Source organism: Leisingera aquimarina DSM 24565 (assembly GCF_000473165.1).
Taxonomy (GTDB): Bacteria; Pseudomonadota; Alphaproteobacteria; order Rhodobacterales; family Rhodobacteraceae; genus Leisingera; species Leisingera aquimarina.
On the sequence record NZ_KI421504.1, the window covers coordinates 1,284,539 to 1,305,323 of the forward strand.

Here is a 20,785-nt window from a genome sequence, read left to right on the forward strand (position 1 = left end):
TTCAGGCGGCCTTGCTGGCCTCGTCTTCTTGGCTGGCAGGTTCGGCGTGAACCAGCGTTCGGGTCGGAAAGGGGATATCGACCCCGGTCGCATCCAGCGCTTCTTTGGCCTTGCGCTTCATGTCGGCCTGATACTGAAAGTACTCGGCCGCATCGACCCAGACACGCACCAGAAAATCCACCGAGCTGCTGTTCAGCGCATTGACCTGAATGAAGGGGCGGAACAGGATGATCATCACGCCCGCAGCCACATTCGACAGCGCCCCCTGCATGGCCAGGCCGATCGCCAGGCCGGCGGCACCGATGGCCGCCACAATCGAGGTGGTCTTGACACCAAAGGTATTCAGAACAAACAGCACCGCAAAGGCGAGGATGACATGGCGCGCAAGAGTGCCGAGGAAATGAAATAGGGTCACGTCGAGCTTGGCGTGGGTATCGCCCAGTGCCACGATCCGCCGCTTGACCCAGCGCGCGGCGACGAAGCCCGCCAGAAGAATGACAGTTGCAGCCAGCACGTTGCCCAAGGCCTGCGCCAGAAATTCCAGCGTCACCAGATCGGCCAGTGACTTTCCACCGTAAATCTCGGTCTTCATCAGGTCATTGATTTCATCCATGCCGCTGCATTCCTCCTGGTTTGTGCTATTTCCTCTCTCTCGGCCCAACGCAGAAAGGTTGAAAAAGTTCCAAGGAGCCGCCGCTGCTGCCTCTGGCCCTTTGGGGCAAGACCCCTTAGATAGCTACGCAACAACACCCGATGGAGCTCCGCCTGATGAGATCGAAAGACGGCCGCACAACCAAGGACGGCATCCGCATTCATGAAGCCGGCGATTTTGCCGGCATGCACAAGGCGGGTGCCTTGGCGGCGCGTATTCTGGATGAGATTGCCGCGCATGTGTTTCCGGGCCAGACCACTGGCGAGATCGACCGCCGTATCACCCGGATGGTCGAGGATGCCGGCGCCACCTCGGCCACTATCGGCTACAAGGGCTATCAGCACGCCAGCTGCATCTCGGTGAACCATGTGGTTTGCCACGGTATCCCCGGCGACAAGAAGCTGAAGGATGGCGACATCCTGAACATTGACGTGACTGTGATTGTCGACGGCTGGTTCGGCGACACGTCGCGCATGTTTGTGGCCGGTAAGCTGCCGCGCAAAGCCGAGCGGCTGATTCAGGTCACCCATGATTCGCTGATGGTGGGCATTGAGGCGGTGAAACCTGGCAATACCTTTGGCGACATCGGCCATGCGATTCAGGTTTACGCCGAAAGCCAGCGGATGAGCGTGGTGCGCGATTTCTGCGGCCATGGCCTTGGTCAGGTGTTCCACGCGCCGCCGAACGTGCTGCACTATGGCCGCCCCGGAACCGGTCCGGTGCTGGAGGAAGGCATGTTCTTCACCATTGAGCCGATGATCAACTTGGGCCGTCCGGAGACCAAGATCCTGGCCGACGAGTGGACCGCCGTCACCCGCGACAAGTCGCTGTCGGCGCAGTTCGAGCATTCGATCGGGGTCACTGCAGACGGGGCCGATATTTTCACCCTGTCGCCGGCCGGGAAATTCCACCCGACCTACGGGTAAACTGTCAGGATGGCGACGGGGGCCGGCCCCCGCACCCCCGGAGTATTTTCAACCAGAAAGAAGCAGCAGTGGACTTCGGCTTTAACCGTCCCGGTCCTCTGCTTCCTGCTGCCGCCACAAGGCCAGCAGCATGGTGCTGTCTGCCCATGGGGTCACCGCGTCTTGAATGAACAGCGGTGCCCGCAGCGGTTTCGGCTTGGGTCTTGCCCTGGTTTCAGTCTCTGCAAGGGGGGACAGAAACGGGGTGCGCAATGTCTGCTCCATGCGGGCGACAATACCACAACGGCCTCAGATCGACAAAAGGGCCGGTACTTCTGCCATATCGCTGAACACTTCAGCCCCCAGCGCGGCAAGCCTGTTACCGCTGCCCTGCGGGGCAAATCCCAAGCAGCGCATGCCGGCCCGCACCGCGGCGATGACACCGCTGCCGCTGTCCTCGATCACCAGGCAATCGCGCGCCTGCACGCCGAAATGGCTGGCGGCGGCCAGGAACAATCCCGGTTCCGGCTTGGCCACGCCCAGCGAGTGGGCTGAGAACATTGCCTGCGGGTGGAACCGGTCCCACAGCCCGTTCTGGCCTAAAGTGATGCGCATCTTTTCCTCGCTGCCGTTAGAGGCCACGCAGGCCGGGATGCCATGTGCGTCGAGCCGTGCCAGCAGATCAGGAATGCCCGGTGTGAGCGGCACGCCCTGTTCCAGCCGGGCATAGGTCTCAGCATAAATTCCCGCGATCCAGTTTTCTGGCAGGTCCGCGCCCAGGCTGCGAGCCTTTGCCATCACACCCGCCATGGTCCCGCCGGTAAAATGCGCCATCGACTGTTCCACCGTCAGCACCAGCCCGTGGCGCGCGAGGTTGTCTGCGATCGCCTGGTTCGAGGCCGGTTCACTGTCCACCAGCACGCCGTCGCAGTCGAAGATCACCAGTTCCGGTGTGGGACAGGTCTTGGGCATAATTCCCCGCATTGGAAGAGTTCAAGTCAAACTCCGATGGTAGCTCAACGCCGCACTTCCAAAAAGCGCTCCTGTTGCTGCGCCCGTATTTTCTGATCACCCGCAATCATTTTCGGTGTCGGTTGTGATTGCAAGGGCGCTGCTATCTAGCTGCGCGGATTGCCAAAGACTGACTGGCGGCATGGCGGGTGCAGTAGGGGCACTGACAGGTTCAGAAAAGTGTTTAAAGGCAAAGCATTGGCGCCGTCGCTCTGGCCGGATGTCTTGCTGCCCGCCGGCCGTACCGTTGGGCCTGCCGGTGCCGGCAAACAAGTGGAATAGGAGAAATGCGGCTGCTTTGGGCGGCTCTGCCGTTTTTGCATCTGTTCACGGCAGCGGGCCAGGATTGCCAGGGGGCGGCTTGCCGCTGGCTATAGATTGGTGACTGAGTGTTCTGCTGGAGGACCGAAAATGAGACTTCTGATTGCCGCTGCGCTGTCTGTCTGCCTGGCAGTCCTGGTATGGACCCCAGCTCGAGCCGGAGGGGAGACCCCGTCGAACCAGGAGGCCAAAGTCCATTTTGCAAACATCCAGAACGGGGAGACGGTGTCGTCACCGGTGACACTGATATTTTGGCCTGTCGGGGATGGGGGTGGCCCCATCGGGGGGTGAGAAGGATTTCATCGGCCATCACCACCTGCTGATCGACTGCCCGCCGCTGGGCGAGGGGGAGGATGGCGCTGATGAGCTGGCCTTTGGCCTGCCATCGGACGAAAATCATCTGCATTTCGGCGGTGGCCAGGCCGAGGTGACGCTGGAGCTGCCGCCGCGGCGTCATACGTTGCAGCTGATGCTGGGGGATGCAGGCCATATGCTGCATGCCACGCCGATTGTTTCAGAATTGATCACCATAACTGTGGAGCAACACTTCGGTCTGCACCGAAGCATCCAGGCCGGGGTGCGGGCTAGGCAGAAGATCCTGAACAAACTGAGGGCTTCTCATGCTGACTTGTATCATCCGTTACCGCATCGATCCCGCCAAAAAGGCACAGTTCGAACACTATGCCCGCAATTGGGGGCAGGCGATTCCGCGCTGCGGAGCGGATCTGGTCGGGTATTTTGCGCCGCATGAAGGGTCGTCGACACTGGCTTATGGCATCTACAATGTGGAGAGCCTTGCCGCCTATGAAGCGTACCGTGCCCGGCTGGCGGCGGATTCTTTGGGGCGCGAAAACTATGAGTTTGCGCAGAAAGAGCGGTTTCTGCTGCGCGAGGACCGGACCTGGCTGAAACTGGCCTCAGCGCCGCATGGGATTGGTTGAGGGGTGGATATGATAGCCGTGATATTCGAAGTGGAGATCGCCGAGGGGCAAAAGGAGGTCTATTTGGAGACCGCGGCTGCGCTGAGGGAGCAGCTGGACCAGGTGGACAGGTTTGTTTCGGTGGAGCGATTCCAAAGCCTGAGCGCGCCGGAGAATCTGCTGTCCGGTGGTGAAGATGCGCCGCCGTGCCCGTTTGCAACGGCGGGGGCGCATTGGCGGGCGGCTCCCGTCCGGCTTAAGAGCATGAAACATGCACCGCGCCCGTTGGGCGTGGCACCGCGCGATGCGCGGTGCCATCTGCCGCGCCGCCGGCGCGGCCGGGCCCAACTGCTGGCCGGGTCCGTCAGGACCTGGAACCGCAGGCGGGAAAGCCTTGCCTGCCGTTAAAGTTCCGCTGCCAGCCGCGTGCCCTGGTTAATGGCGCGCTTGGCATCCAGTTCCGCGGCCACGTCAGCTCCGCCGATCACGTGGGCGGTGATGCCGTGCTCTGCCAAATCATCTGCAAGCGACCGTTCGGAGACTTGCCCGGCGCAAAGGACAATAGTGTCCGCGGGCACCAGAGTGGGGTTTTCCCGCGCGTCGCCAAAGGAGACATGCAGGCCGTCCGTGTCAATGCGCTCGTAATTCACGCCGCCCAGGAATTCCACGTCCTTCATCTTGAGCGTGGCGCGGTGAATCCAGCCGGTGGTCTTGCCCAGCCGCTTGCCGTGGCGTTCCGCCTTGCGCTGCAGCAAGGTCACTTGGCGCGCGGCGGCGGCGGGCTGCGGTCCTTCGGGAGCGAGGCCGGCGCGATGCGCGTCCGGATCAGCGACCCCCCATTCCTTCATCCAGGCGGGCAGATCGGTGGCCGGGCTGTGGCCCTCTTCCAGCAGAAACTCGGAGACATCAAAGCCGATGCCGCCGGCGCCGATCACCGCAACGCGCTCGCCAACCGGTTTCTTGTGCCGTAGCACGTCGATATAGCTGAGGACATTGTCCGCGTCCTGGCCCGGGATCTGCGGGTCACGCGGGATGACGCCGGTGGCGATCACCACCTCGTCAAACCCGGTCAGATCATCGGCCGCCGCTTCGCGGCCCAGCTCCAGCGTGACGCCGGCCTCCGCCACCATAGTGCGGTACCAGTCGACCAGGCCCCTGAATTCCTCTTTACCCGGAACCTGTTTGGCCATGTTGAGCTGGCCGCCGATCTCTTCGGCTTTGTCGAACAGGGTGACGTTATGCCCGCGCTGTGCGGCGGTGAGCGCGGTGGCAAGGCCCGCGGGGCCTGCGCCGACGATCGCCACTGATTTCATTGCGGCGGCGGGTTCGATCACCAGCTCGGTTTCGTGGCAGGCGCGGGGGTTGACCAGACAGGACGTCAGTTTACCGCTGAAGGTGTGGTCGAGGCAGGCCTGATTGCAAGCGATGCAGGGGGCAATATGGCGCGCCTGGCCCGCTTCGGCCTTGGCGATGAAATCCGCATCGGCCAGCATCGGGCGCGCCATCGAGACCATGTCGGCGCAACCCGTTGCCAGCACCTCTTCGGCCACGTCCGGCGTGTTGATGCGGTTGGAGGTGATCACTGGAATGCCGACCTTGCCCATCAGCTTCTTGGTGACCCAGGCGAAGGCCGCGCGGGGAACAGAGGTGGCGATGGTCGGAATGCGTGCCTCGTGCCAGCCGATGCCGGTGTTGAGGATGGTGGCGCCGGCTTTCTCGATTTCCTGTGCCAGCTGCACAACCTCGTCGTGGGTAGAGCCTTCGGGCACCAGGTCGATCATCGACAGCCGGTAGATGATGATGAATTCACGGCCCGCAGCCTCGCGCGTGCGGCGCACCACTTCGATGGGCAAACGCATCCGGTTTTCATAAGACCCGCCCCAGCGGTCGGTCCGTTTGTTGGTGCGGGTGACCAGAAACTGGTTGAGGAAATAACCCTCGGATCCCATGATCTCGACCCCGTCATAGCCCGCTTCCTGCGCCAGGCGGGCGGCGTTGACGATGTCTGCGATCTGCTTTTCGATGCCGTCTTCGTCCAGCTCATTCGGTGGAAAGGGAGAGATCGGCGATTTCACCGGGCTGGGGCCGACGCATTTCGGGCCATAGGCATAGCGGCCTGCGTGCAGGATCTGCATGGCGATTTTTCCGCCTGCCTGATGCACTCGGTCCGTCACAATGCGGTGCTTCTCGACATCTTTGGCAGAGGCCATCATCGAGGCGCCCGGCAGCACCGAGCCTTCCAGATTCGGGCCAATGCCGCCGGTGACCATCAGCGCCACACCGCCGCGGGCGCGGGCGGCATAAAACTCCGCCACCCGGTTCCAGTCGCCGGTTTCCTCCAGCCCGGTGTGCATCGAACCCATCAGCACCCGGTTCTTCAGCGTGGTAAAGCCCAGATCCAGCGGGGCAAGCATGTTGGGGTACGCAGTCATCTGAAACTCTCCCTGGCAGTTGCGCCTAGGATCGTGGGCGCGGGCCGCCTTGTCACGGGCAAACGCCGCGTCACCCCCTTGCGTGCCCCCGCGGCAAGCGGTCTAAGGTTGTGCAACGCATGCCGAGGAGAGCCAGATGACGCCGGAAGAAATTGCCAAGCTGCCCTACCGCCCCAATGTCGGGGTGATGCTGATCAATGCAGATGGCGCGGTTTTTGTCGGCCAGCGCAAGGACCGTTACAAGGACGCCTGGCAGATGCCGCAAGGCGGGATTGATGCGGGCGAGGACCCGCGCGCGGCGGCCTTACGCGAACTGGAAGAGGAAACCGGCGTGGCGCCGGAGCTGGTCGAGATCATCGCCGAGAGCGATGGCTGGCTGCCCTATGACCTGCCGCAGGACGTGGTGCCCAAGTTCTGGGGCGGCAAGTACCGGGGGCAGGAGCAGAAGTGGTATCTGATGCGGTTTCAGGGCCGCGATGATCAGGTCAATATCGAGACGGATCACCCGGAGTTTTCGGCCTGGTGCTGGCAGCCAGTGGAGCAGCTGGTGGAGAAGATCGTGCCTTTCAAGCGCGAGGTTTATGCACGGGTGGTAGCTGAGTTCAGGGAGTATTTGTGAGATGGGATCGCGCCGGCTTCTCTTAAGCTGTTCAGTCCGGCCGAAAGGCCGGGCGGCGCCTGACTTTCCCCGCGGGAATGCGCTTTGCACCTCCCCAAGGTCAGGCGCCGCCCTAAGCGTTCTGATCGCAGCCATGGTTGTGACAATATTCGCCAACTCTGCTGCCGCCCTCAGCTGCCTTCCTTGGGGACCGGCAGATGCCTATCTGCAGGCCGCGAAGTCGGACAGCGTCTACAATATCATCGCGGGCGAGCTGCGTTTCGACGAAAGCCTGCTGCCACAATCCCATACGGACAATCCCAATGACACACCGCAGCTGACCCGCATCCCGGCGCAGCTGTCGGGCAAGATGCTGGACGGCAGGTATTTCTCCAAACGGATCAACGTGCAGGCAGTGCTGGAGGTGGAATGCCTTGGCCCCTGGTGCGGCGGCATGGCCACGGGGGGGGGGCAGGTGTTCTTTGCCGAACAGCGCGGGCAGGAGTTGGTTATCCGGGCCAATGCCTGTGGCGGGTTTGTATTTGCCGATACGCCCGAAGTGCGGCGACAGGTTCTGGATTGTCGCCGCGGCAAGGCGTGCGAGCCTGCAATGCCGCGGTGACTTTGGTTACTCCGCCGGAGTTGCGGGCGGTTTGGCGCGCAGGCGCAGCCGGGACTGGCCAAGCCACAGGCTGAACAGGGCCAGTACGGCGCCCAGCATCTGGTTGGGTGTCAGGCTCTCGGCCAGCAGCAGCCAGCCCAGGATCACTGCTGACAGCGGGCTGAGCACTCCGAGCAGCGACACCTGCGAGGGTTCGATCCGGGCCAGGCCGCGGAACCACAGGATATAGGTCAGCGCACCGCCAATCAGGCTCATGTAGGCTAGGCCGGCGATGTTGGCCGCGGTGAAAACGGGGATCTCCGGCACCATCCACAGCGTCGCCGGCACCAGCAGCAGCCCGCCTGCGGTCAACTGCCAGGCAGTGAAGGTGAGCGGCGGCACCGGCGGCTGCCATTTGCGGCTCAGAACCACACCGCCGGCCATCGACAGCGCCCCGCCAAGGCCGGCCAGAACGCCCAATGTGTCGAGTTCGGCCGCAGGGGTCAGCACCAAAAGGGCAACGCCCGCGATGCTTAGCAGGGCGGCGGCAATGGCGGCGGCGCGGATCTGTGTTTTCAGCAGCAGGGCTGACAGAAACACCACGATCAACGGCTGCACCGCACCCAGCGTGGCGGCAACTCCGCCCGGCAGGCGGTAGGCGGACACAAACAGCAGCACCCAGAACAGCGAGAAATTCAGCGCCCCCAGCACCGCAAGGCGCGGCAGCCAGTTCAGCGGCGGCAGCCGGCGCACCAGCAGCAGCAGCAAGAGCCCGGCAGGCAGCGCCCGCAGCAAGGCCACCACCAGCGGCGAATGGCCGGGCAGAAGGGTTGTCGTCACAATGTAGCTGCTGCCCCAGACGGCAGGGGCAAGCGCGGTCAGTAGAAGGGTCTGGATGGGCATGTCTCTCTCCTTATCTTGACATCGAGATAATGGATTTTATCTTGACGTCAAGATGCAATCGCCTAAACCGTTTGCCATGGACCATGTGGATTTTATCACCCAGCAATGGGAACGGGAGCGGCCGGACCTTGATGTCACGGCCATGGGCGTGATCGGCCGGGTGGCACGGCTGTACCTGGCGTATCAGCGCGGAATGCATGCGACCTTTGCGGAGTTCGGGCTGAATGCGGCCAAATTCGATGTTCTGGCCACGCTGCGCCGGTCAGGAGCGCCTTACACGCTGTCGCCGGGGGATTTGCTGAAGGCAACCATGGTGGCCTCAGGCACGATGACCAACCGGATCGACCGGCTGGAAGCGGACGGTCTGGTCAAGCGCGAGGTGAACCCGGAGGACAGCCGCAGCTTTCTGGTGGGTCTGACAGAGGAAGGTCTGGCCCTGGTTGACCGGGCGGTAACTGCACATGTGCAGACTCAAGCCCAGCTGTTGGAGGGGTTGGAAACGCAGGAGGTCGAGACCTTCAAAGAGCTTTTGAGCAAAGCCCAGGCGGCCGCAAACAGCTGACGTCAAGAAACTCGAAAAACCAATAGTGCTGATGCAAGGAGGCTGCGCGGGCTGGCGCCCTTGCGTCCTGCGCCCGACGGGAGAGACAGCACCGTCAGGTGCTGGTTCGACGGGCGGGAGCAGGACGCTGAAATCAGGCCAGTCCGGCCTCTTCCAGCAGGTGCAGCACATTGGTTTCGGGGCGCGGGCCGATGTGGCGGATCACTTCGCCGGCGCAGACGCAGCCCATCCGGGCACAGATTTCCATGCTGCGGCCGGTGGCCATGCCGAACAGGAACCCGGCGGCAAACTGGTCGCCCGCGCCGGTGGCATCCACAGGCACAATGGCTTCGACCGGGACATCGATGCGCACGCCGTCATTCAGCACTGTTACCCCGTCGCTGGATCGGGTGCAGACCACCAGCGGGCAGATCGCGGCGGTCTTGGCCATAGCCGCTTCCAGATCATCGGTTTCAAACAGCGCGCATATCTCGTCCTGATTGCCGATCACAAAGTCCAGTTCGTTTCCGATCAGGCTCAGGAAGCTGTCCCGGTGCCGTTCAACGCAGAACGGGTCGGAAATCGAGAGGCCGACCCGGCCGCCGCCCTCGCGGCACTTGCGGGCCGCTTCCATGAAGGCGGTCTTGCCCTTGTCTTTGTCGAACAGATAACCCTCCAGAAACATGATCCGGGCCTTGCCGGCGGCGTCTTGGGGAACATCCTCCGAACTCAGCTCGGAAGAAATCCCCAGATAAGTGTTCATTGAGCGTTCACCGTCGGGCGACACAAAGATCATTGACCGTGACGTCGGCTGCTCGCCATCCGCCACCGGCGGGTTCACGAAGGCGACGCCTTCGTTGTTCATCGCATCGGCGTAGAATTGCCCCAGCGCATCGCCGCGGACCCGGCCGATAAAGGCAGCCTGCAGCCCCAGCGCGCCGGCGCCGGCGATGGTATTGGCGACCGAGCCGCCCGGGGTCAGCACCCGGTTGCCCATTGCGGCATAAAGATCCTCGCAGCGGTCGCGTTCGATCAGCTGCATGATGCCTTTTTCGATGCCCTGTTCTGCCAGAAAGCTGTCTTCGCATTGTGCAATCACATCGACGACGGCGTTGCCGATACCGACGAGCTGATAGGTTTTGGTCATTTACTGCCCTCCTCGGGGGAAGTTGCGCCGGGTCCGTGTCCGGCGTGCTTGTCTGAATGAATAGCCTGGCCTGCCATGCCTAAGGTTGAGGCCGGATGGAAAACACCGGCCGGCACCGGCGCGAAACTGCCAGAACGGTTGCCGCCGCCGATCACAGGTTTTTGTCCTCGAACATGCACAGATCGCGGATCAGGCAGCTGCCGCACATCGGCTTGCGCGCCTTGCAATGATAGCGGCCGTGCAGGATCAGCCAGTGGTGGGCGTGCTGCTGGAAATCCGCCGGGATGTTATCCTCCACCGCGCGTTCCACGGCGTCCACATCCTTGCCCGGGGCAATGCCGGAGCGGTTGCCGACGCGGAAGATATGGGTGTCCACTGCTTGTGCGGGCTGCTTCCACCACATGTTCAGCACCACATTGGCGGTTTTGCGGCCTACCCCCGGCAGCGATTGCAATGCGGCGCGGGAATTGGGCACCTCGCCGCCGTAGTCATCAACCAGGATTTGGCTGAGCTTGATCACGTTCTTGGCCTTTTGGCGGAACAGGCCGATGGTTTTGATATGTTCGGTCAGCCCTTCAAGGCCCAGTTCCAGCATTTTTTGCGGGGTGTCGGCGATCTTGAACAGCGCGCGGGTTGCCTTGTTCACGCCGGCATCGGTCGCCTGCGCCGACAGTGCCACCGCCACCACCAGCGTGTAGACATTGACATGCTCCAGCTCGCCCTTGGGTTCGGGCTCAGCTGCCTGGAACCGCGTGAAGATCTCGCGGAGCGTATGATAATCGAGTTGCTTTGCCATGGCAGCGCTTTTGTACAGGTCAGACCTTAAAGAGCAATTGAAATTGCGATGCCATGGCAGTTTGCGGCGGCATTTAAGAGAGCAGGCCGGCAGCTTTTAATGCTGCGTTTGCGGCTGCGAATTCGGCAGGGGCTTCAGTTCTGCCTTCACAGAAAGCAGCCGCGGGCCGTTCCGCATCTGCTGATCCAGCATCTTGCCGCGGGAGGAAGGGCAAAGCAGGGCCCCTTCCAGCAGCGCGTGCAGCAACCGCACGGCATCCGCGGCGGTTCCCATCAGACAGCCATGATACACCCAGCCCGGGTGATAGCCCCTTGTATCCCAATGAAGGCCTTCAAAGTCCTCACGCGTTCCGGCCGGCCGGGCGCCAAGCCCTAGCGGCTGCAGGATGTCGTGCTGCATGATGTGTGCCAGATCGCAGCCGTGCAGCCGCTCCAGCTCCAGAGGCAGCAGCAGGTATCCGATGTTGGAGTAGAGCCAGCCCTGGCCGGGCGGATAGACGAGGTCGCTGGCATGCGCCTCTGCGAGCAGCCGGCTGGCGGGCCAAGGTGTCTCGCGGGCGGCAACTGCGGCTTTGTAAGCGGGCAGCGGGCCATAGTCGCGCAGCCCTGCGCGGTGCTGCAGCAGCTGGCGTGAGGTAAAGGGCCAGCCGGCCAAAGCGGCATCAAGGTCCAGCGGACCGTCCTCAGCCGCGCGCAGCACAAGTGCGGCAATCACCGGCTTGGTAAAGCTCCACCAGGGAAAGACAGCGTCTGGTGCATCATTGCGCAGGAGATTTCCGGCGCCGTCCAGCACTGCTATGACATCACACGGTCTCCCTTTCCCAATCTATCGCGCGGGTCAGGGGAATTCGCAAGTTCCGGGTCGATTGGCAAGCGCATGCGTATTACTTTGATCCGCAAGTCAGAACAGGTTGGGCCGATGAATATCGAAACACGGGAAAACACCTATCATTACGGCGTCATGCGCCGGGCGATTGAGTTGATTGACGATGGTGGCGAGGATTTGACGCTGGAGCAGCTGGCCGCCCGTATGGACATGAGCCCGGCGCATTTCCAGCGGCTGTTCTCGTCCTGGGTCGGGGTTTCGCCCAAACGCTACCAGCAATATCTGCGGCTGGGCCATGCCAAGGCGCTGCTGCGTGAGCGGTTCACCACGCTGGAGGCCTCGCATGCGGTGGGGCTGTCCGGCTCGGGCCGGCTGCATGACCTGTTCCTGCGCTGGGAGGCGATGAGCCCCGGCGAATATGCCCGCAAGGGCGTTGGCCTGCGGATCTTCTGGGGTTGGTTTGACAGCCCGTTTGGCCTGGCGCTGGTGATGGGCACGGAAAAGGGCATCTGCGGGCTGGGTTTTGCCGCCGAAACCGGGGCTGAGCCGGCCATGGCGGACATGCGTGCGCGGTGGCCGCAGGCGGAATTCGTCGAGGATCCCGCAGCCCTGCGCCCGCTGGCGGAGGCGGCCTTAGCCCAAAAAGGCGAGACTGCCCTGCACATGATCGGCGCCCCCTTGCAGATCAAGGTCTGGGAAGCGCTGCTGCGCATCCCATCAGGCCATGTCACCACCTATTCCGAGCTGGCCCAGGCAATCGGCGCGCCCAAGGCCGTGCGCGCGGTGGGAACAGCCGTCGGGCGCAACCCGGTCAGCTGGCTGATCCCCTGTCACCGGGCCTTGCGCAAATCAGGAGCGCTGGGCGGCTATCACTGGGGCCTGCCGGTCAAGCGCGCGATGCTTGCTTATGAGGCGGCACGGGACGAGGAGGCTGCGGCAGATGATATGCGCGCTGCCGGCTGAACAGGCGCTGCAGCAGGCCGGGGCCTGATGGTTTGGGCGCTATTCGGGCTTTGTGCCGCAGGCGGGCGGATTCGCGTTCGATCTCATAAGGTTTTGGGCAGTGATGCTGCGTACCCCAGCGCTCCTTGCCCAGCGTGATCATGGAAATCCATTCGTAGGTCAGCATGGTGTTTCTCCTTTTCTGAGGGTCAGATAACCAGACCACTGCTGACAGGCTGTTGTCAGTGGTATGTGCTAGGGTGTCAGCAGACTGTCACTGGAGCCTGCCCATGCCCCGTACCGGACGCCTGTTCGAAATCATCCAGATCCTGCGCACTGCCACTTCGCCGGTGCGGGCAGAGGACCTTGCAGAGAAGCTGGAGGTTTCCAAACGCACGATCTACCGCGATATCTCCGCCTTGCAGGCGATGCGCACTCCGGTCGAAGGTGAGGCAGGGATCGGCTATATGCTGCGCAAGGGCTATGACCTGCCGCCGCTGAATTTCGACGAGGAGGAGCTGGAAGCGCTGCATGTCGGCCTGGCAATGCTGATGCGCACGGGTGATGGCGCCTTGCAAAAAGCCGCAGAACGGGTCAGCCACAAGATTAAGGATGTGCATGCCACCGCGGACTGGCTGCAGGTGGCCCCCTGGGGCGCGCCGTTGGATGACCCGGAACAAGGTTGTGTGTCTAAGGCGCTGCTGCGCCAAGCGGTGCGGGACAGCCGCAAGCTGAAGATCACCTATGTCAGCCCCGAACGCGGCGAGACCTGCCGCACCCTGCGCCCCTTGGCGCTGATCTATCATATTGAATGCACAATGCTGGCTGCCTGGTGTGAGCTGCGCGGCGGATTCCGCCATTTCCGCACCGACCGGATGTTCGCGGCTGAGATGCTGGAGGGCGGGTTTGTCCCCGAAGCCGGCGCCCTGCGCAAATTGTGGATGGAGCAGGAAGGCTGGGACTTTGCCTTTGCGCCTTAAGGGGGGCTTAGGCGGATTTTGCGCGGTATTTCGCCCATGCAGGGTGATCCCGCCTTGAGATGGCGGCGCGGCACCCCGATATTCGTGCGGAATGCCGGACGTTGTCCGGGTTTGAGAAAACAGAAGGCAATTTGATGATGCAGATGAAACTCACCACGGCAGGTATTGTTGCCGCAGCACTGGGCCTGGGCGCCTGCACCGATCCGGCTACCATCGGCACGCCGGGCAGCAACACCCAGCAGGGCGCGATCCTGGGCGGCATCATCGGTGCCGGCGTCGGCGCCATTGCCAATGATTCGGACCGCGGTCTGGGGGCTGTGACCGGCGCGCTGGTCGGGGCGACCGCCGGCGGGGTGATCGGCAACCAGCTGGACGCGCAGGAGCGTGAGCTGCGCCAGACCCTGGCCAATGACGACATTACCATCGTCAACACCGGCGACCGGCTGATCCTGTCCTTCCCGAACGATCTGACATTTGCCACAGACAGCGCCGCGGTGGCGCCGGCTGTGCAGGGCGACCTGCGCCGGGTGGCCGACAGTCTGGTGCGCTATCCCAACAGCACCATCCAGGTGATCGGCCATACCGACAGCGATGGCGATGCCGGGTATAATCAGGGACTGTCCGAGCGCCGCGCCAATGCGGTGGCCAGCCAGATCCAGGCCGGCGGTGTGCCCTATCACCGGATGCGCATCATCGGCCGCGGCGAGGAGCAGCCGGTGGCCTCGAACCTGACGGCAGACGGCAAAGCCCGTAACCGCCGCGTCGAGGTGGTGGTGATTCCGCAGGCTGCCTGATCCGTCAGGTTGCGGCATGTTTGGCGGCCCGTCCCTCTGAGGGCGGGCCGTTTTCGTTGAATCCCGGTTTGCGTAACGCTGCACATGGCCTGCGCGGCGATTGCTGTTTCTTCGCGAGGCCAGCCTCATACATGATAGGCGCAACAGAGACGCGAACAAAGAGGAACTCCCATGGCTGACCCTGTCTTGCTGACTCTTTCCGGCTCCCTGCGCCGCGAGGCCACCAACCGCAAACTGCTGGCCGAAGCTGCGCGGGTATTCGGGCCTGCGACCGTGGTCGAGGCGGATCTGCATTTCCCGCTGTATGACGGCGACGCCGAGGCGGCGGACGGCATCCCGCCTGCTGTGCAGCTGCTGGCGGATCAGATCGCGGCGGCGGATGCGGTGGCGATCTCCACCCCGGAATACAACAAAGGCCCGTCCGGCGTGCTGAAAAATGCGCTCGATTGGGTGAGCCGCACCGAGGGCAACCCCTGGGCGGATAAGCCGGTGGCGGTGATGTCGGCGGCGGCCGGCCGGGCCGGGGGCGAGCTGGCGCAGGCGCTTCTGCGCGGCTTTCTGGTGCCGTTTCAGCCGCGCTTGCTGATCGGCCCGGGCGTGCATCTTGCGGGGTCCAGCAAGGAATTCGACGAGAGCGGGCGGCTGACCAGCGATCATTATGAGGCGACGCTCACCAAGCTGATGCAGAAACTGCGGGCGGAGATTGGCGGCTGAACTTGCCTCGCGGCCGGGCGCGGCTATGGTGACGGCATGAAAAATGACATGGCGCTCACTCCGGCGCAGCATTCCACGGACATGATGGACCCGGCGCGGGCGGCTGCCTTTCAGGCGGCGCTGGGCCGGCGGGCGGATATTTCGGCGGGCAGTGTGCTGCCGCCGTTTTTTCATCAGCTTTACTTTTGGGCGCCGCTGCCGCCCAAGGGTCTGGGCCGTGACGGCCACCCCAAGGTGGGCGGTGCCGGGCTGATCCCGGACATGGGCCTGCCGCGGCGGATGTGGGCCGGCGGGCGGCTGCGGTTCGAGGTGCCATTGAGGGCCGGGATTGCGGCAGAAAAGACGTCGGTTCTGGAAAAGTCAGAGAAAAAAACGGGTCGCACCGGACCGTTGGGGCTGGTTACGCTGAAGCATGAGATCCGCCAGCAGGGGGCGCTGTGCCTGACGGAATGGCATGATCTGGTTTTCCGCGAAGACCCGGATCCGGCGTCACCCAAGCCGGTGCCGCCTGCGGCCCGCACCGATGAGACAGAGATGCGGCAGGTCTCGTTCAGCTCGACCCTTCTGTTCCGGTATTCTGCGCTGACTTTCAACGGGCACAGGATCCACTATGACCTGGAATATGCCCGCAAAACAGAGGGCTACGCGGGGCTGGTTGTTCACGGGCCGCTGCTGGCGCAGCATCTGCTGCTGCTGGCGGAAGAGCTGATGGGGCCGCTGGCGGAATTTTCCTTCCGCGCGTCCTCGCCGCTGATGCATTTCGAGACTGCATCCCTGTGCTGCAATGGCCAGGACCTGTGGGTGCGCGGCCCGGACGGGCAGCAGTGCATGAGCGCAGTAGCAGTGCCCAGAGGCTGAAACGGGGGGCTCCCGCGCCCCAAGCTACCCTTCCGGGCAGATTAGGGGCTTGGGCGTGGCGCCGCTTCGCGGCGCAAGGTTTCCGCTGAGAAGCGTTGAAGAGGTGCGGGCCGTCCTGGAATTGATCCGGGAGATCAATTCAGGCGCAAACGGGCGGAACCCTGCTTTTCGAAGCGCGCATTCGATTGCAAGGCGCCCATAGCCGCCTCAAGGGTGCGGGGATCAAAGGTTGTCTTCCACCCGGAACCCTTCGGGGATGCTGTCCGCATCCTCCAGCAGCAGGTCCGCCATCACATGGGCCGCTTTGGGGGCCATGCCAAAACCGATCTTGAAACCGCCGTTGGCGATGAAATGGCCGTCGCGGCCAGGCCAGGCGCCCAGCATCGGGGCGCGGGATTTGGCACGGGGACGCACGCCGGCCCAGCGTTCGATCACTTCGGCTCCGTGCAGCACCGGCACTGCGGTGCGGGCGCGCTCGACGATATCGTCAAGCTGCGCGTCCGTGCTCTTGCCATCCTCGAATTTGCGCTCGCTGGTGGAGCCGATGGCCAGGGTGCCGTCGGCGTGCGGAATGATATGCAGACTGTCGGCAAAAAGCTGCGGTACCGCGCCCTCGTGAAAGCGCAGGAGCGCGGCTTGGCCCTTGACGCCACCGCCCACAGTTTTGCCGAATGCCTTGTTCAGCTCCAACAGGCCCGCGTAGCCTTTGGCATGAACCACCTTGCCCTGATCGGCGGCCTCCGGCTGCACCTCGACCCCCATCACAGCCAGGGCAGAGACCAGCGCCGCACAAGCGCGGCGGGGGTGCATCCGGGCGCTGAGGGTGTCGCGGATGACATAGCCAGTCGCACTGGGCGGCACCCAGGGGCCGAGGCTGTCCGCCTTGCAGACGGTCCATTCAGCTGCGTCCTTCCACAGATCGCGGGCGGTCGCTTCGCGCTGGCGGGCAAGCTCCAGAGTACGCGCGTCATTAATGGGCTGCAGCCGCCCGGTGCGGCCATAGCCGGGGGAGACGCCGCCAGTGGCCTCGACCTCGGCCCAGAAGCTTCCGGCCATCAGCAGGCTTTCGAGCTGAAATTGTTTCTTGGGGTTCCAGTTTTCCGGCACATGCGGGGCCAGCGCGCCGATAAGACCGCCGCTGGAACCGGCGCCGGCTCCGAACAGGTCCGCGATCTGTACACGCGCGCCGCGCCGCGCACAGATCCAGGCGATTGACAGGCCGAATATGCCAGCCCCGTGCACCGTTACATCTGCCATTGCCATTCGGGGATCCTTTCGCCAGTGTCGCGCCGTTCCGGACAACCACTTAGGGGATTATAGCATGGCAGACCAGCAGGCCCGCCTCAGCTGGCGCGATGGCACCGTGCCGGTGTCGGATCAGTTTGATGACCCCTATTTCTCAATCCAGGACGGGCTGGCGGAGACAGAGCATGTCTTTCTGGCCGGTAACGGCCTGCCTGCACGCTTTGCCCCGGGTTTTCAGATTGCCGAACTGGGGTTTGGAACCGGGTTGAACATGCTGGCCGCCTGGCGCGCCTGGGAGGCGGCAGGGCAGGCAGGGCCATTGCAATTCACCAGTTTCGAGGCCTTTCCCGTGGCGCCCGCCGACATGGCCAAGGCGCTGGAGGCCTTCCCCGCGGTGGCCCCTTGGGCAGAGCGGTTTCTGGAGAAATGGCAAGGCACTGGCAGCTGTGATCTGGGCAGCCTGCAGCTGGAGGTGATTACCGGCGACGCGCGCGTGTCGCTGCCGGAGTGGACAGGGCAGGCGGATGCCTGGTTTCTGGACGGGTTCTCTCCGGCCAAGAATCCCGAATTGTGGGAAGAGGCGCTGATGGGCGAGGTTGCGGCGCATACCGCGCCGGGCGGCTCGGCGGCGACCTACACTGCGGCGGGATTTGTGCGCCGCGGGTTGGAGGCAGCAGGATTTGAGGTGACCCGCATCCCCGGCTACGGGCGCAAGCGGCATATGACAAAGGCAGTGAAGGCATGACCCAGGCAATCCCGGCCAAGGCCCAGACCAATAACGTGCCGTTGGGCATTTTGCTGATGGTCGGGGCCACAGTGGTCTTTGCCTTGCAGGATGGTATCTCGCGGCATCTGGCGGGCACCTACAACACTTACATGGTAGTGATGGTGCGCTACTGGTTTTTTGCCGCCTTTGTGATGTTCCTGGCGGCGCGTGCACCGGGCGGCATCCGGGCTGCGGCGCGGACCGATCAGCTGTGGTTGCAGATATTCCGCGGCGTGCTGCTGGTTGGTGAAATCTGCGTGGCGGTTTACGGCTTCACCGTGCTGGGCTTGATCGAGAGCCAGGCGGTCTTCATCTGCTATCCGCTGCTGGTGGCGGCCCTCAGCGGGCCGGTGCTGGGGGAAAGTGTCGGCTGGCGGCGCTGGGCGGCTATCGGCGTCGGGTTGATCGGGGTGCTGATCATCCTGCAGCCGGGCATGGGGGTGTTCAACCCCGCGGCAATCATCCCGTTTGTCTCGGCGCTGATGTTTGCCGTCTACGGGCTGGTTACCCGCTATGCGGCGCGTAAGGACAGCACCGCCACCAGTTTCTTCTGGACCGGGGTTGCCGGCATGGTCTTCATGACCACCATCGGTATTTGGTACTGGGAGCCGATGAGCCAGAGCGACTGGTTCTGGATGGCGCTGTTGTGCGTGTCCGGCGTGACCGGCCACTGGCTGCTGATCAAATGCTACGAGATGGCCGAGGCCAGCGCAGTGCAGCCCTTTGCTTATTTCCACCTGATCTGGGCGGCGATGCTGGGCATGGCAGTGTTTGGCGAGGTGATCCGCACCAATGTCGCCATTGGCGCCGGCATCATCATCGCGGCGGGTCTGTTCACCCTATGGCGCGAACGCGTGAAGGGTTGAGCCGCGCAGCTCCTGTGAGAACGGGACAGGCAGCGGCGCCTTGCCCAGCCGCGCCCGATAGACAGGCAGGCTTTCGGTGACCCGCATCACGTAGTTGCGGGTCTCGTTGAAAGGGATGTGCTCGATCCAGTCGACGATATCCGGGCTGCCGTCGCGCGGGTCGCCATAGCGCTGCACCCAGGCCGCGGGCCGGTGCGGACCGGCGTTGTAGCCCGCTGCCATCATCACCACATTACCGCGGAATTTGCCGGCCAGCCCAGCGAGGTAATTGGCCCCCAGCTTGGCATTGTAATCCCACTCGGCGGTCAAGCGTGAGGTCTTGTGGCCTGCAAGAATGCCCAGTTCGGTCGCGACCAGCTTGGCGGTGGCAGGCATTACCTGCATCAGTCCGCGCGCGCCTGCATGGCTGACGACGCCTGGATCAAACTCGCTTTCGCGGCGGGCAATGGCCAGGGTCATTTCCTCGGCCATCGGCAGTTGCCGCTTGGCGACCGGATGCAGCGGGTAATAGGCGCCTTCCAGCTCCACCCCGCCGCGGGCCGCGCGTTTCGAGATCATCACTGCCAGATGCGGCTGGTTCAACTCCACCGCCATCTGCCCCAACTGGCGCGCCTGCACCGGCGGCAGGGTTTCGACCAGATGGGTCAGGAACCGTTCAGCCTGCTCCAGATCGCCAGCCTTGAGCAGCAGCAAGCCGGCCTCGGTGACCGAGGATTTGGCAAAGGCGGCCTGGCGCCAGTCTGGCAGCGCTGCCGGTTTCACCAGCGCCGGATCAAACGGACGGCCCAGCTGTTCGGCGGCCAGCAGCCCATAGAAAGACGTTTGGTATTCCGCGCCTTTGGCATAGGCATCGTGCGCGTCGTCTGCCTGGCCCATCTCGGCATAGGCGCGACCCAGCCAATAGCCGCCGCGTCCAATCGAGATCGGGGTCTCGACCGAGGCCAGAAAACGCTGGAAATGCACTGCGGCCAGCTCCGGATCGTGCAGCTTTTGCAGGGCGATGTAACCGGCCAGCCATTCGCAGTCCGAGTAGCCATAACCGTCTTCTGCAGAGGAGAAATGATAGGCGGCCAGTTGATAGGCGCGCTCGTAATCTTTGTCCCGCATCACTTGCCGTGCCAAATCGCGGCGGCGCCGCAGCCATTTCGCCGGTTCGCCCAGTTTTTCGGCGCTGGTGCTGCGTTCCATCAGCATCTGAATGGCGCCATCCTGCAACCGCTTGCGGTCGCGCCAGGCAAACCGGTCATAGGCAAGCCCGGCAGATCCTTTCAGCCGGTCGGGAACCGCTTCGATCTTGGCGTCCACTCCGGGTGCGCGTTCCTGCAGGGCGATGCGCGCCTCCGCCAGCTTGCGTTCGCCTTCGGGCACCAGCGGCAGCATCCGCTTGGAGCTGACCAGATGATCCTCCCACAAAAGCCGGTCCAGCCGCGCCGTGTGATGCGGTTTCAGCAGCTTGGCGAAATCGCGCAGGAACGCCTTTTGTATGGCGCTGCCCATTGCCTTGGTGCGCCAGGCCAGCACGATCTCCGCTTCGCCGTCACCGCGCCGCCCGGCGGCAATCAGCGCCTTGCCCAGGCTCAGCGCGCCTTCGGCGGTCTGCGGGCGTTCGCTGGCGTAAAAAGCCAGGATGGCGTCGCGGCCGGCGCCCGCAATCGCATCTTCATTCTGGCGCCGCAGATAGGCAAGGCCGGGCCAATCCCCCCGCCGCTCCAGAAATGAGATCACGTCGCGGGCAGACCCCAGCCCGGCCCGCAGCCGGTGCCACTCGATGATATCGCGGGCGGTGCTGTGCCGCTGCCCGGCTTCGCGGGCGGCCTGATCCCATTTCTCTGCCCGCATCAGATCCAGCGCGGTCCCGACGTCGCGCGCCAGGGCCGGCGCCCCGGGCAGGGCCGCCGAGATAAGCAGAATAAGGGCCAGGATGCGTGTCATCTCTTGCATTTTCCAGCGGTCCGGGGATAGAGGCTT

23 protein-coding genes and 1 pseudogene are annotated in these 20,785 nt (G+C 63.6%); 14 read left to right on the top strand and 10 right to left on the bottom strand.

Features of this window, described 5'->3' with window-relative positions; translation table 11 throughout:
• Position 1: 1 nt before the first annotated feature.
• A complete protein-coding gene (locus AQUI_RS0110425) occupies positions 2 to 613 on the bottom strand; it encodes a mechanosensitive ion channel family protein (protein ID WP_027257468.1) in 612 nt (203 codons plus the stop codon).
• A 155-nt stretch (positions 614 to 768) separates the two neighbouring features.
• Here AQUI_RS0110425 and map point away from each other — a divergent pair, with 155 nt between their 5' ends.
• On the top strand, positions 769 to 1,578 hold the full coding sequence (map, locus tag AQUI_RS0110430; RefSeq protein WP_027257469.1) for a type I methionyl aminopeptidase: 810 nt from the start codon (positions 769 to 771) through the stop codon (positions 1,576 to 1,578).
• An 81-nt stretch (positions 1,579 to 1,659) separates the two neighbouring features.
• On the opposite strand, the gene AQUI_RS0110435 is transcribed toward map, so the two are convergent.
• Entirely contained in the window at positions 1,660 to 1,830 is a 171-nt protein-coding gene (locus tag AQUI_RS0110435) for a hypothetical protein (protein WP_245596897.1), read from the bottom strand.
• A gap of 36 nt (positions 1,831 to 1,866) precedes the next feature.
• Entirely contained in the window at positions 1,867 to 2,529 is a 663-nt protein-coding gene (locus AQUI_RS0110440; RefSeq protein WP_027257471.1) for an HAD family hydrolase, read from the bottom strand.
• A gap of 450 nt (positions 2,530 to 2,979) precedes the next feature.
• Between AQUI_RS0110440 and AQUI_RS27585 the strand changes: the two are divergent.
• The 3 genes and pseudogenes from AQUI_RS27585 to AQUI_RS31885 all read left to right on the top strand — a co-directional run.
• Positions 2,980 to 3,430: pseudogene (locus AQUI_RS27585) on the top strand (DUF4399 domain-containing protein); the annotation flags it as partial.
• Between the two features lie 79 nt (positions 3,431 to 3,509).
• Positions 3,510 to 3,830: an NIPSNAP family protein gene (locus tag AQUI_RS0110450; protein ID WP_027257472.1), complete on the top strand. Its 321-nt coding sequence runs from the start codon at positions 3,510 to 3,512 to the stop codon at positions 3,828 to 3,830.
• A 9-nt stretch (positions 3,831 to 3,839) separates the two neighbouring features.
• Complete coding sequence (locus AQUI_RS31885; protein WP_245596898.1) at positions 3,840 to 4,217, top strand: antibiotic biosynthesis monooxygenase family protein; 378 nt, start codon at positions 3,840 to 3,842, stop codon at positions 4,215 to 4,217.
• Here AQUI_RS31885 and AQUI_RS0110460 read toward each other — a convergent pair.
• The gene (locus AQUI_RS0110460; RefSeq protein ID WP_027257473.1) at positions 4,214 to 6,241 is read right to left on the bottom strand and encodes an NADPH-dependent 2,4-dienoyl-CoA reductase; all 2,028 of its coding nucleotides are present in this window, start codon (positions 6,239 to 6,241) and stop codon (positions 4,214 to 4,216) included. The two genes, AQUI_RS31885 and AQUI_RS0110460, sit on opposite strands and share 4 nt — an antisense overlap.
• A 136-nt stretch (positions 6,242 to 6,377) precedes the next feature.
• Between AQUI_RS0110460 and AQUI_RS0110465 the strand changes: the two genes are divergently transcribed.
• Both AQUI_RS0110465 and AQUI_RS0110470 read left to right on the top strand, forming a co-directional pair.
• Positions 6,378 to 6,860 (top strand): RNA pyrophosphohydrolase, encoded by a 483-nt coding sequence (locus tag AQUI_RS0110465; RefSeq protein ID WP_027257474.1) that lies wholly within the window; start codon positions 6,378 to 6,380, stop codon positions 6,858 to 6,860.
• Positions 6,861 to 6,993: 133 nt separating this feature from the next.
• Complete coding sequence (locus AQUI_RS0110470; protein ID WP_245596900.1) at positions 6,994 to 7,461, top strand: hypothetical protein; 468 nt, start codon at positions 6,994 to 6,996, stop codon at positions 7,459 to 7,461.
• Between the two features lie 6 nt (positions 7,462 to 7,467).
• Here the strand turns inward: AQUI_RS0110470 and AQUI_RS0110475 are convergent, their stop codons facing one another.
• On the bottom strand, positions 7,468 to 8,343 hold the full coding sequence (locus AQUI_RS0110475) for an EamA family transporter (RefSeq protein ID WP_027257476.1): 876 nt from the start codon (positions 8,341 to 8,343) through the stop codon (positions 7,468 to 7,470).
• Positions 8,344 to 8,419: 76 nt separating this feature from the next.
• Here AQUI_RS0110475 and AQUI_RS0110480 point away from each other — a divergent pair, with 76 nt between their 5' ends.
• Positions 8,420 to 8,905, top strand: coding sequence for a MarR family winged helix-turn-helix transcriptional regulator (locus tag AQUI_RS0110480; protein WP_027257477.1), 486 nt, complete (start codon positions 8,420 to 8,422; stop codon positions 8,903 to 8,905).
• A gap of 133 nt (positions 8,906 to 9,038) precedes the next feature.
• Here AQUI_RS0110480 and AQUI_RS0110485 read toward each other — a convergent pair whose 3' ends face one another.
• From AQUI_RS0110485 to AQUI_RS27595, 3 genes are all read right to left on the bottom strand, one after another.
• Positions 9,039 to 10,031: an adenosine kinase gene (locus AQUI_RS0110485; RefSeq protein WP_027257478.1), complete on the bottom strand. Its 993-nt coding sequence runs from the start codon at positions 10,029 to 10,031 to the stop codon at positions 9,039 to 9,041.
• Positions 10,032 to 10,182: 151 nt separating this feature from the next.
• On the bottom strand, positions 10,183 to 10,827 hold the full coding sequence (nth, locus tag AQUI_RS0110490; protein WP_027257479.1) for an endonuclease III: 645 nt from the start codon (positions 10,825 to 10,827) through the stop codon (positions 10,183 to 10,185).
• A 96-nt stretch (positions 10,828 to 10,923) separates the two neighbouring features.
• The gene (locus tag AQUI_RS27595) at positions 10,924 to 11,619 is read right to left on the bottom strand and encodes a serine hydrolase domain-containing protein (RefSeq protein WP_051371865.1); all 696 of its coding nucleotides are present in this window, start codon (positions 11,617 to 11,619) and stop codon (positions 10,924 to 10,926) included.
• Positions 11,620 to 11,745: 126 nt separating this feature from the next.
• Between AQUI_RS27595 and AQUI_RS0110500 the strand changes: the two genes are divergently transcribed.
• The 5 genes from AQUI_RS0110500 (at position 11,746) to AQUI_RS0110520 (ending at position 15,940) form a co-directional block, all read left to right on the top strand.
• Positions 11,746 to 12,615, top strand: a complete 870-nt coding sequence (locus AQUI_RS0110500) for a methylated-DNA--[protein]-cysteine S-methyltransferase (RefSeq protein WP_027257480.1) — start codon at positions 11,746 to 11,748, stop codon at positions 12,613 to 12,615.
• Positions 12,616 to 12,884: 269 nt separating this feature from the next.
• A complete protein-coding gene (locus AQUI_RS0110505; RefSeq protein WP_027257481.1) occupies positions 12,885 to 13,574 on the top strand; it encodes a helix-turn-helix transcriptional regulator in 690 nt (229 codons plus the stop codon).
• Positions 13,575 to 13,708: 134 nt separating this feature from the next.
• On the top strand, positions 13,709 to 14,368 hold the full coding sequence (locus AQUI_RS0110510; RefSeq protein ID WP_027257482.1) for a YiaD family glycine zipper/OmpA-like lipoprotein: 660 nt from the start codon (positions 13,709 to 13,711) through the stop codon (positions 14,366 to 14,368).
• A 171-nt stretch (positions 14,369 to 14,539) separates the two neighbouring features.
• Entirely contained in the window at positions 14,540 to 15,082 is a 543-nt protein-coding gene (locus AQUI_RS0110515; protein ID WP_027257483.1) for an NADPH-dependent FMN reductase, read from the top strand.
• 36 nt (positions 15,083 to 15,118) lie between these two features.
• Positions 15,119 to 15,940, top strand: coding sequence for an HTD2 family dehydratase (locus tag AQUI_RS0110520; protein WP_245596901.1), 822 nt, complete (start codon positions 15,119 to 15,121; stop codon positions 15,938 to 15,940).
• Between the two features lie 222 nt (positions 15,941 to 16,162).
• Here the strand turns inward: AQUI_RS0110520 and AQUI_RS0110525 are convergent, their stop codons facing one another.
• Complete coding sequence (locus AQUI_RS0110525) at positions 16,163 to 17,203, bottom strand: NAD(P)/FAD-dependent oxidoreductase (RefSeq protein WP_027257485.1); 1,041 nt, start codon at positions 17,201 to 17,203, stop codon at positions 16,163 to 16,165.
• A 58-nt stretch (positions 17,204 to 17,261) separates the two neighbouring features.
• On the opposite strand from AQUI_RS0110525, the gene mnmC2 reads away from it, so the two are divergent.
• Together mnmC2 and AQUI_RS0110535 are read left to right on the top strand one after the other, a co-directional pair.
• Positions 17,262 to 17,930, top strand: coding sequence for a tRNA (5-methylaminomethyl-2-thiouridine)(34)-methyltransferase MnmC2 (mnmC2, locus tag AQUI_RS0110530; protein WP_027257486.1), 669 nt, complete (start codon positions 17,262 to 17,264; stop codon positions 17,928 to 17,930).
• Positions 17,927 to 18,817 (top strand): DMT family transporter, encoded by an 891-nt coding sequence (locus AQUI_RS0110535; RefSeq protein WP_027257487.1) that lies wholly within the window; start codon positions 17,927 to 17,929, stop codon positions 18,815 to 18,817. The genes mnmC2 and AQUI_RS0110535 overlap by 4 nt, the downstream gene beginning before the upstream one ends.
• On the opposite strand, the gene AQUI_RS0110540 is transcribed toward AQUI_RS0110535, so the two are convergent.
• Positions 18,791 to 20,749 carry a lytic transglycosylase domain-containing protein gene (locus AQUI_RS0110540; protein ID WP_027257488.1) on the bottom strand — a complete coding sequence of 653 codons (1,959 nt, stop codon included), beginning with the start codon at positions 20,747 to 20,749 and terminating at the stop codon, positions 18,791 to 18,793. The genes AQUI_RS0110535 and AQUI_RS0110540 overlap by 27 nt on opposite strands.
• Positions 20,750 to 20,785 lie beyond the last annotated feature (36 nt).

Coding starts and splice junctions, on each gene's coding strand:
- AQUI_RS0110425 (WP_027257468.1), bottom strand. CDS start 613: ATGGATGAAATCAATGACCTGATGAAGACCGAGATTTACGGTGGAAAG.
- map (WP_027257469.1), top strand. CDS start 769: ATGAGATCGAAAGACGGCCGCACAACCAAGGACGGCATCCGCATTCAT.
- AQUI_RS0110440 (WP_027257471.1), bottom strand. CDS start 2,529: ATGCCCAAGACCTGTCCCACACCGGAACTGGTGATCTTCGACTGCGAC.
- AQUI_RS0110450 (WP_027257472.1), top strand. CDS start 3,510: ATGCTGACTTGTATCATCCGTTACCGCATCGATCCCGCCAAAAAGGCA.
- AQUI_RS31885 (WP_245596898.1), top strand. CDS start 3,840: ATGATAGCCGTGATATTCGAAGTGGAGATCGCCGAGGGGCAAAAGGAG.
- AQUI_RS0110460 (WP_027257473.1), bottom strand. CDS start 6,241: ATGACTGCGTACCCCAACATGCTTGCCCCGCTGGATCTGGGCTTTACC.
- AQUI_RS0110465 (WP_027257474.1), top strand. CDS start 6,378: ATGACGCCGGAAGAAATTGCCAAGCTGCCCTACCGCCCCAATGTCGGG.
- AQUI_RS0110470 (WP_245596900.1), top strand. CDS start 6,994: ATGGTTGTGACAATATTCGCCAACTCTGCTGCCGCCCTCAGCTGCCTT.
- AQUI_RS0110475 (WP_027257476.1), bottom strand. CDS start 8,343: ATGCCCATCCAGACCCTTCTACTGACCGCGCTTGCCCCTGCCGTCTGG.
- AQUI_RS0110480 (WP_027257477.1), top strand. CDS start 8,420: ATGGACCATGTGGATTTTATCACCCAGCAATGGGAACGGGAGCGGCCG.
- AQUI_RS0110485 (WP_027257478.1), bottom strand. CDS start 10,031: ATGACCAAAACCTATCAGCTCGTCGGTATCGGCAACGCCGTCGTCGAT.
- nth (WP_027257479.1), bottom strand. CDS start 10,827: ATGGCAAAGCAACTCGATTATCATACGCTCCGCGAGATCTTCACGCGG.
- AQUI_RS0110500 (WP_027257480.1), top strand. CDS start 11,746: ATGAATATCGAAACACGGGAAAACACCTATCATTACGGCGTCATGCGC.
- AQUI_RS0110505 (WP_027257481.1), top strand. CDS start 12,885: ATGCCCCGTACCGGACGCCTGTTCGAAATCATCCAGATCCTGCGCACT.
- AQUI_RS0110510 (WP_027257482.1), top strand. CDS start 13,709: ATGATGCAGATGAAACTCACCACGGCAGGTATTGTTGCCGCAGCACTG.
- AQUI_RS0110515 (WP_027257483.1), top strand. CDS start 14,540: ATGGCTGACCCTGTCTTGCTGACTCTTTCCGGCTCCCTGCGCCGCGAG.
- AQUI_RS0110520 (WP_245596901.1), top strand. CDS start 15,119: ATGAAAAATGACATGGCGCTCACTCCGGCGCAGCATTCCACGGACATG.
- AQUI_RS0110525 (WP_027257485.1), bottom strand. CDS start 17,203: ATGGCAATGGCAGATGTAACGGTGCACGGGGCTGGCATATTCGGCCTG.
- mnmC2 (WP_027257486.1), top strand. CDS start 17,262: ATGGCAGACCAGCAGGCCCGCCTCAGCTGGCGCGATGGCACCGTGCCG.
- AQUI_RS0110535 (WP_027257487.1), top strand. CDS start 17,927: ATGACCCAGGCAATCCCGGCCAAGGCCCAGACCAATAACGTGCCGTTG.
- AQUI_RS0110540 (WP_027257488.1), bottom strand. CDS start 20,749: ATGACACGCATCCTGGCCCTTATTCTGCTTATCTCGGCGGCCCTGCCC.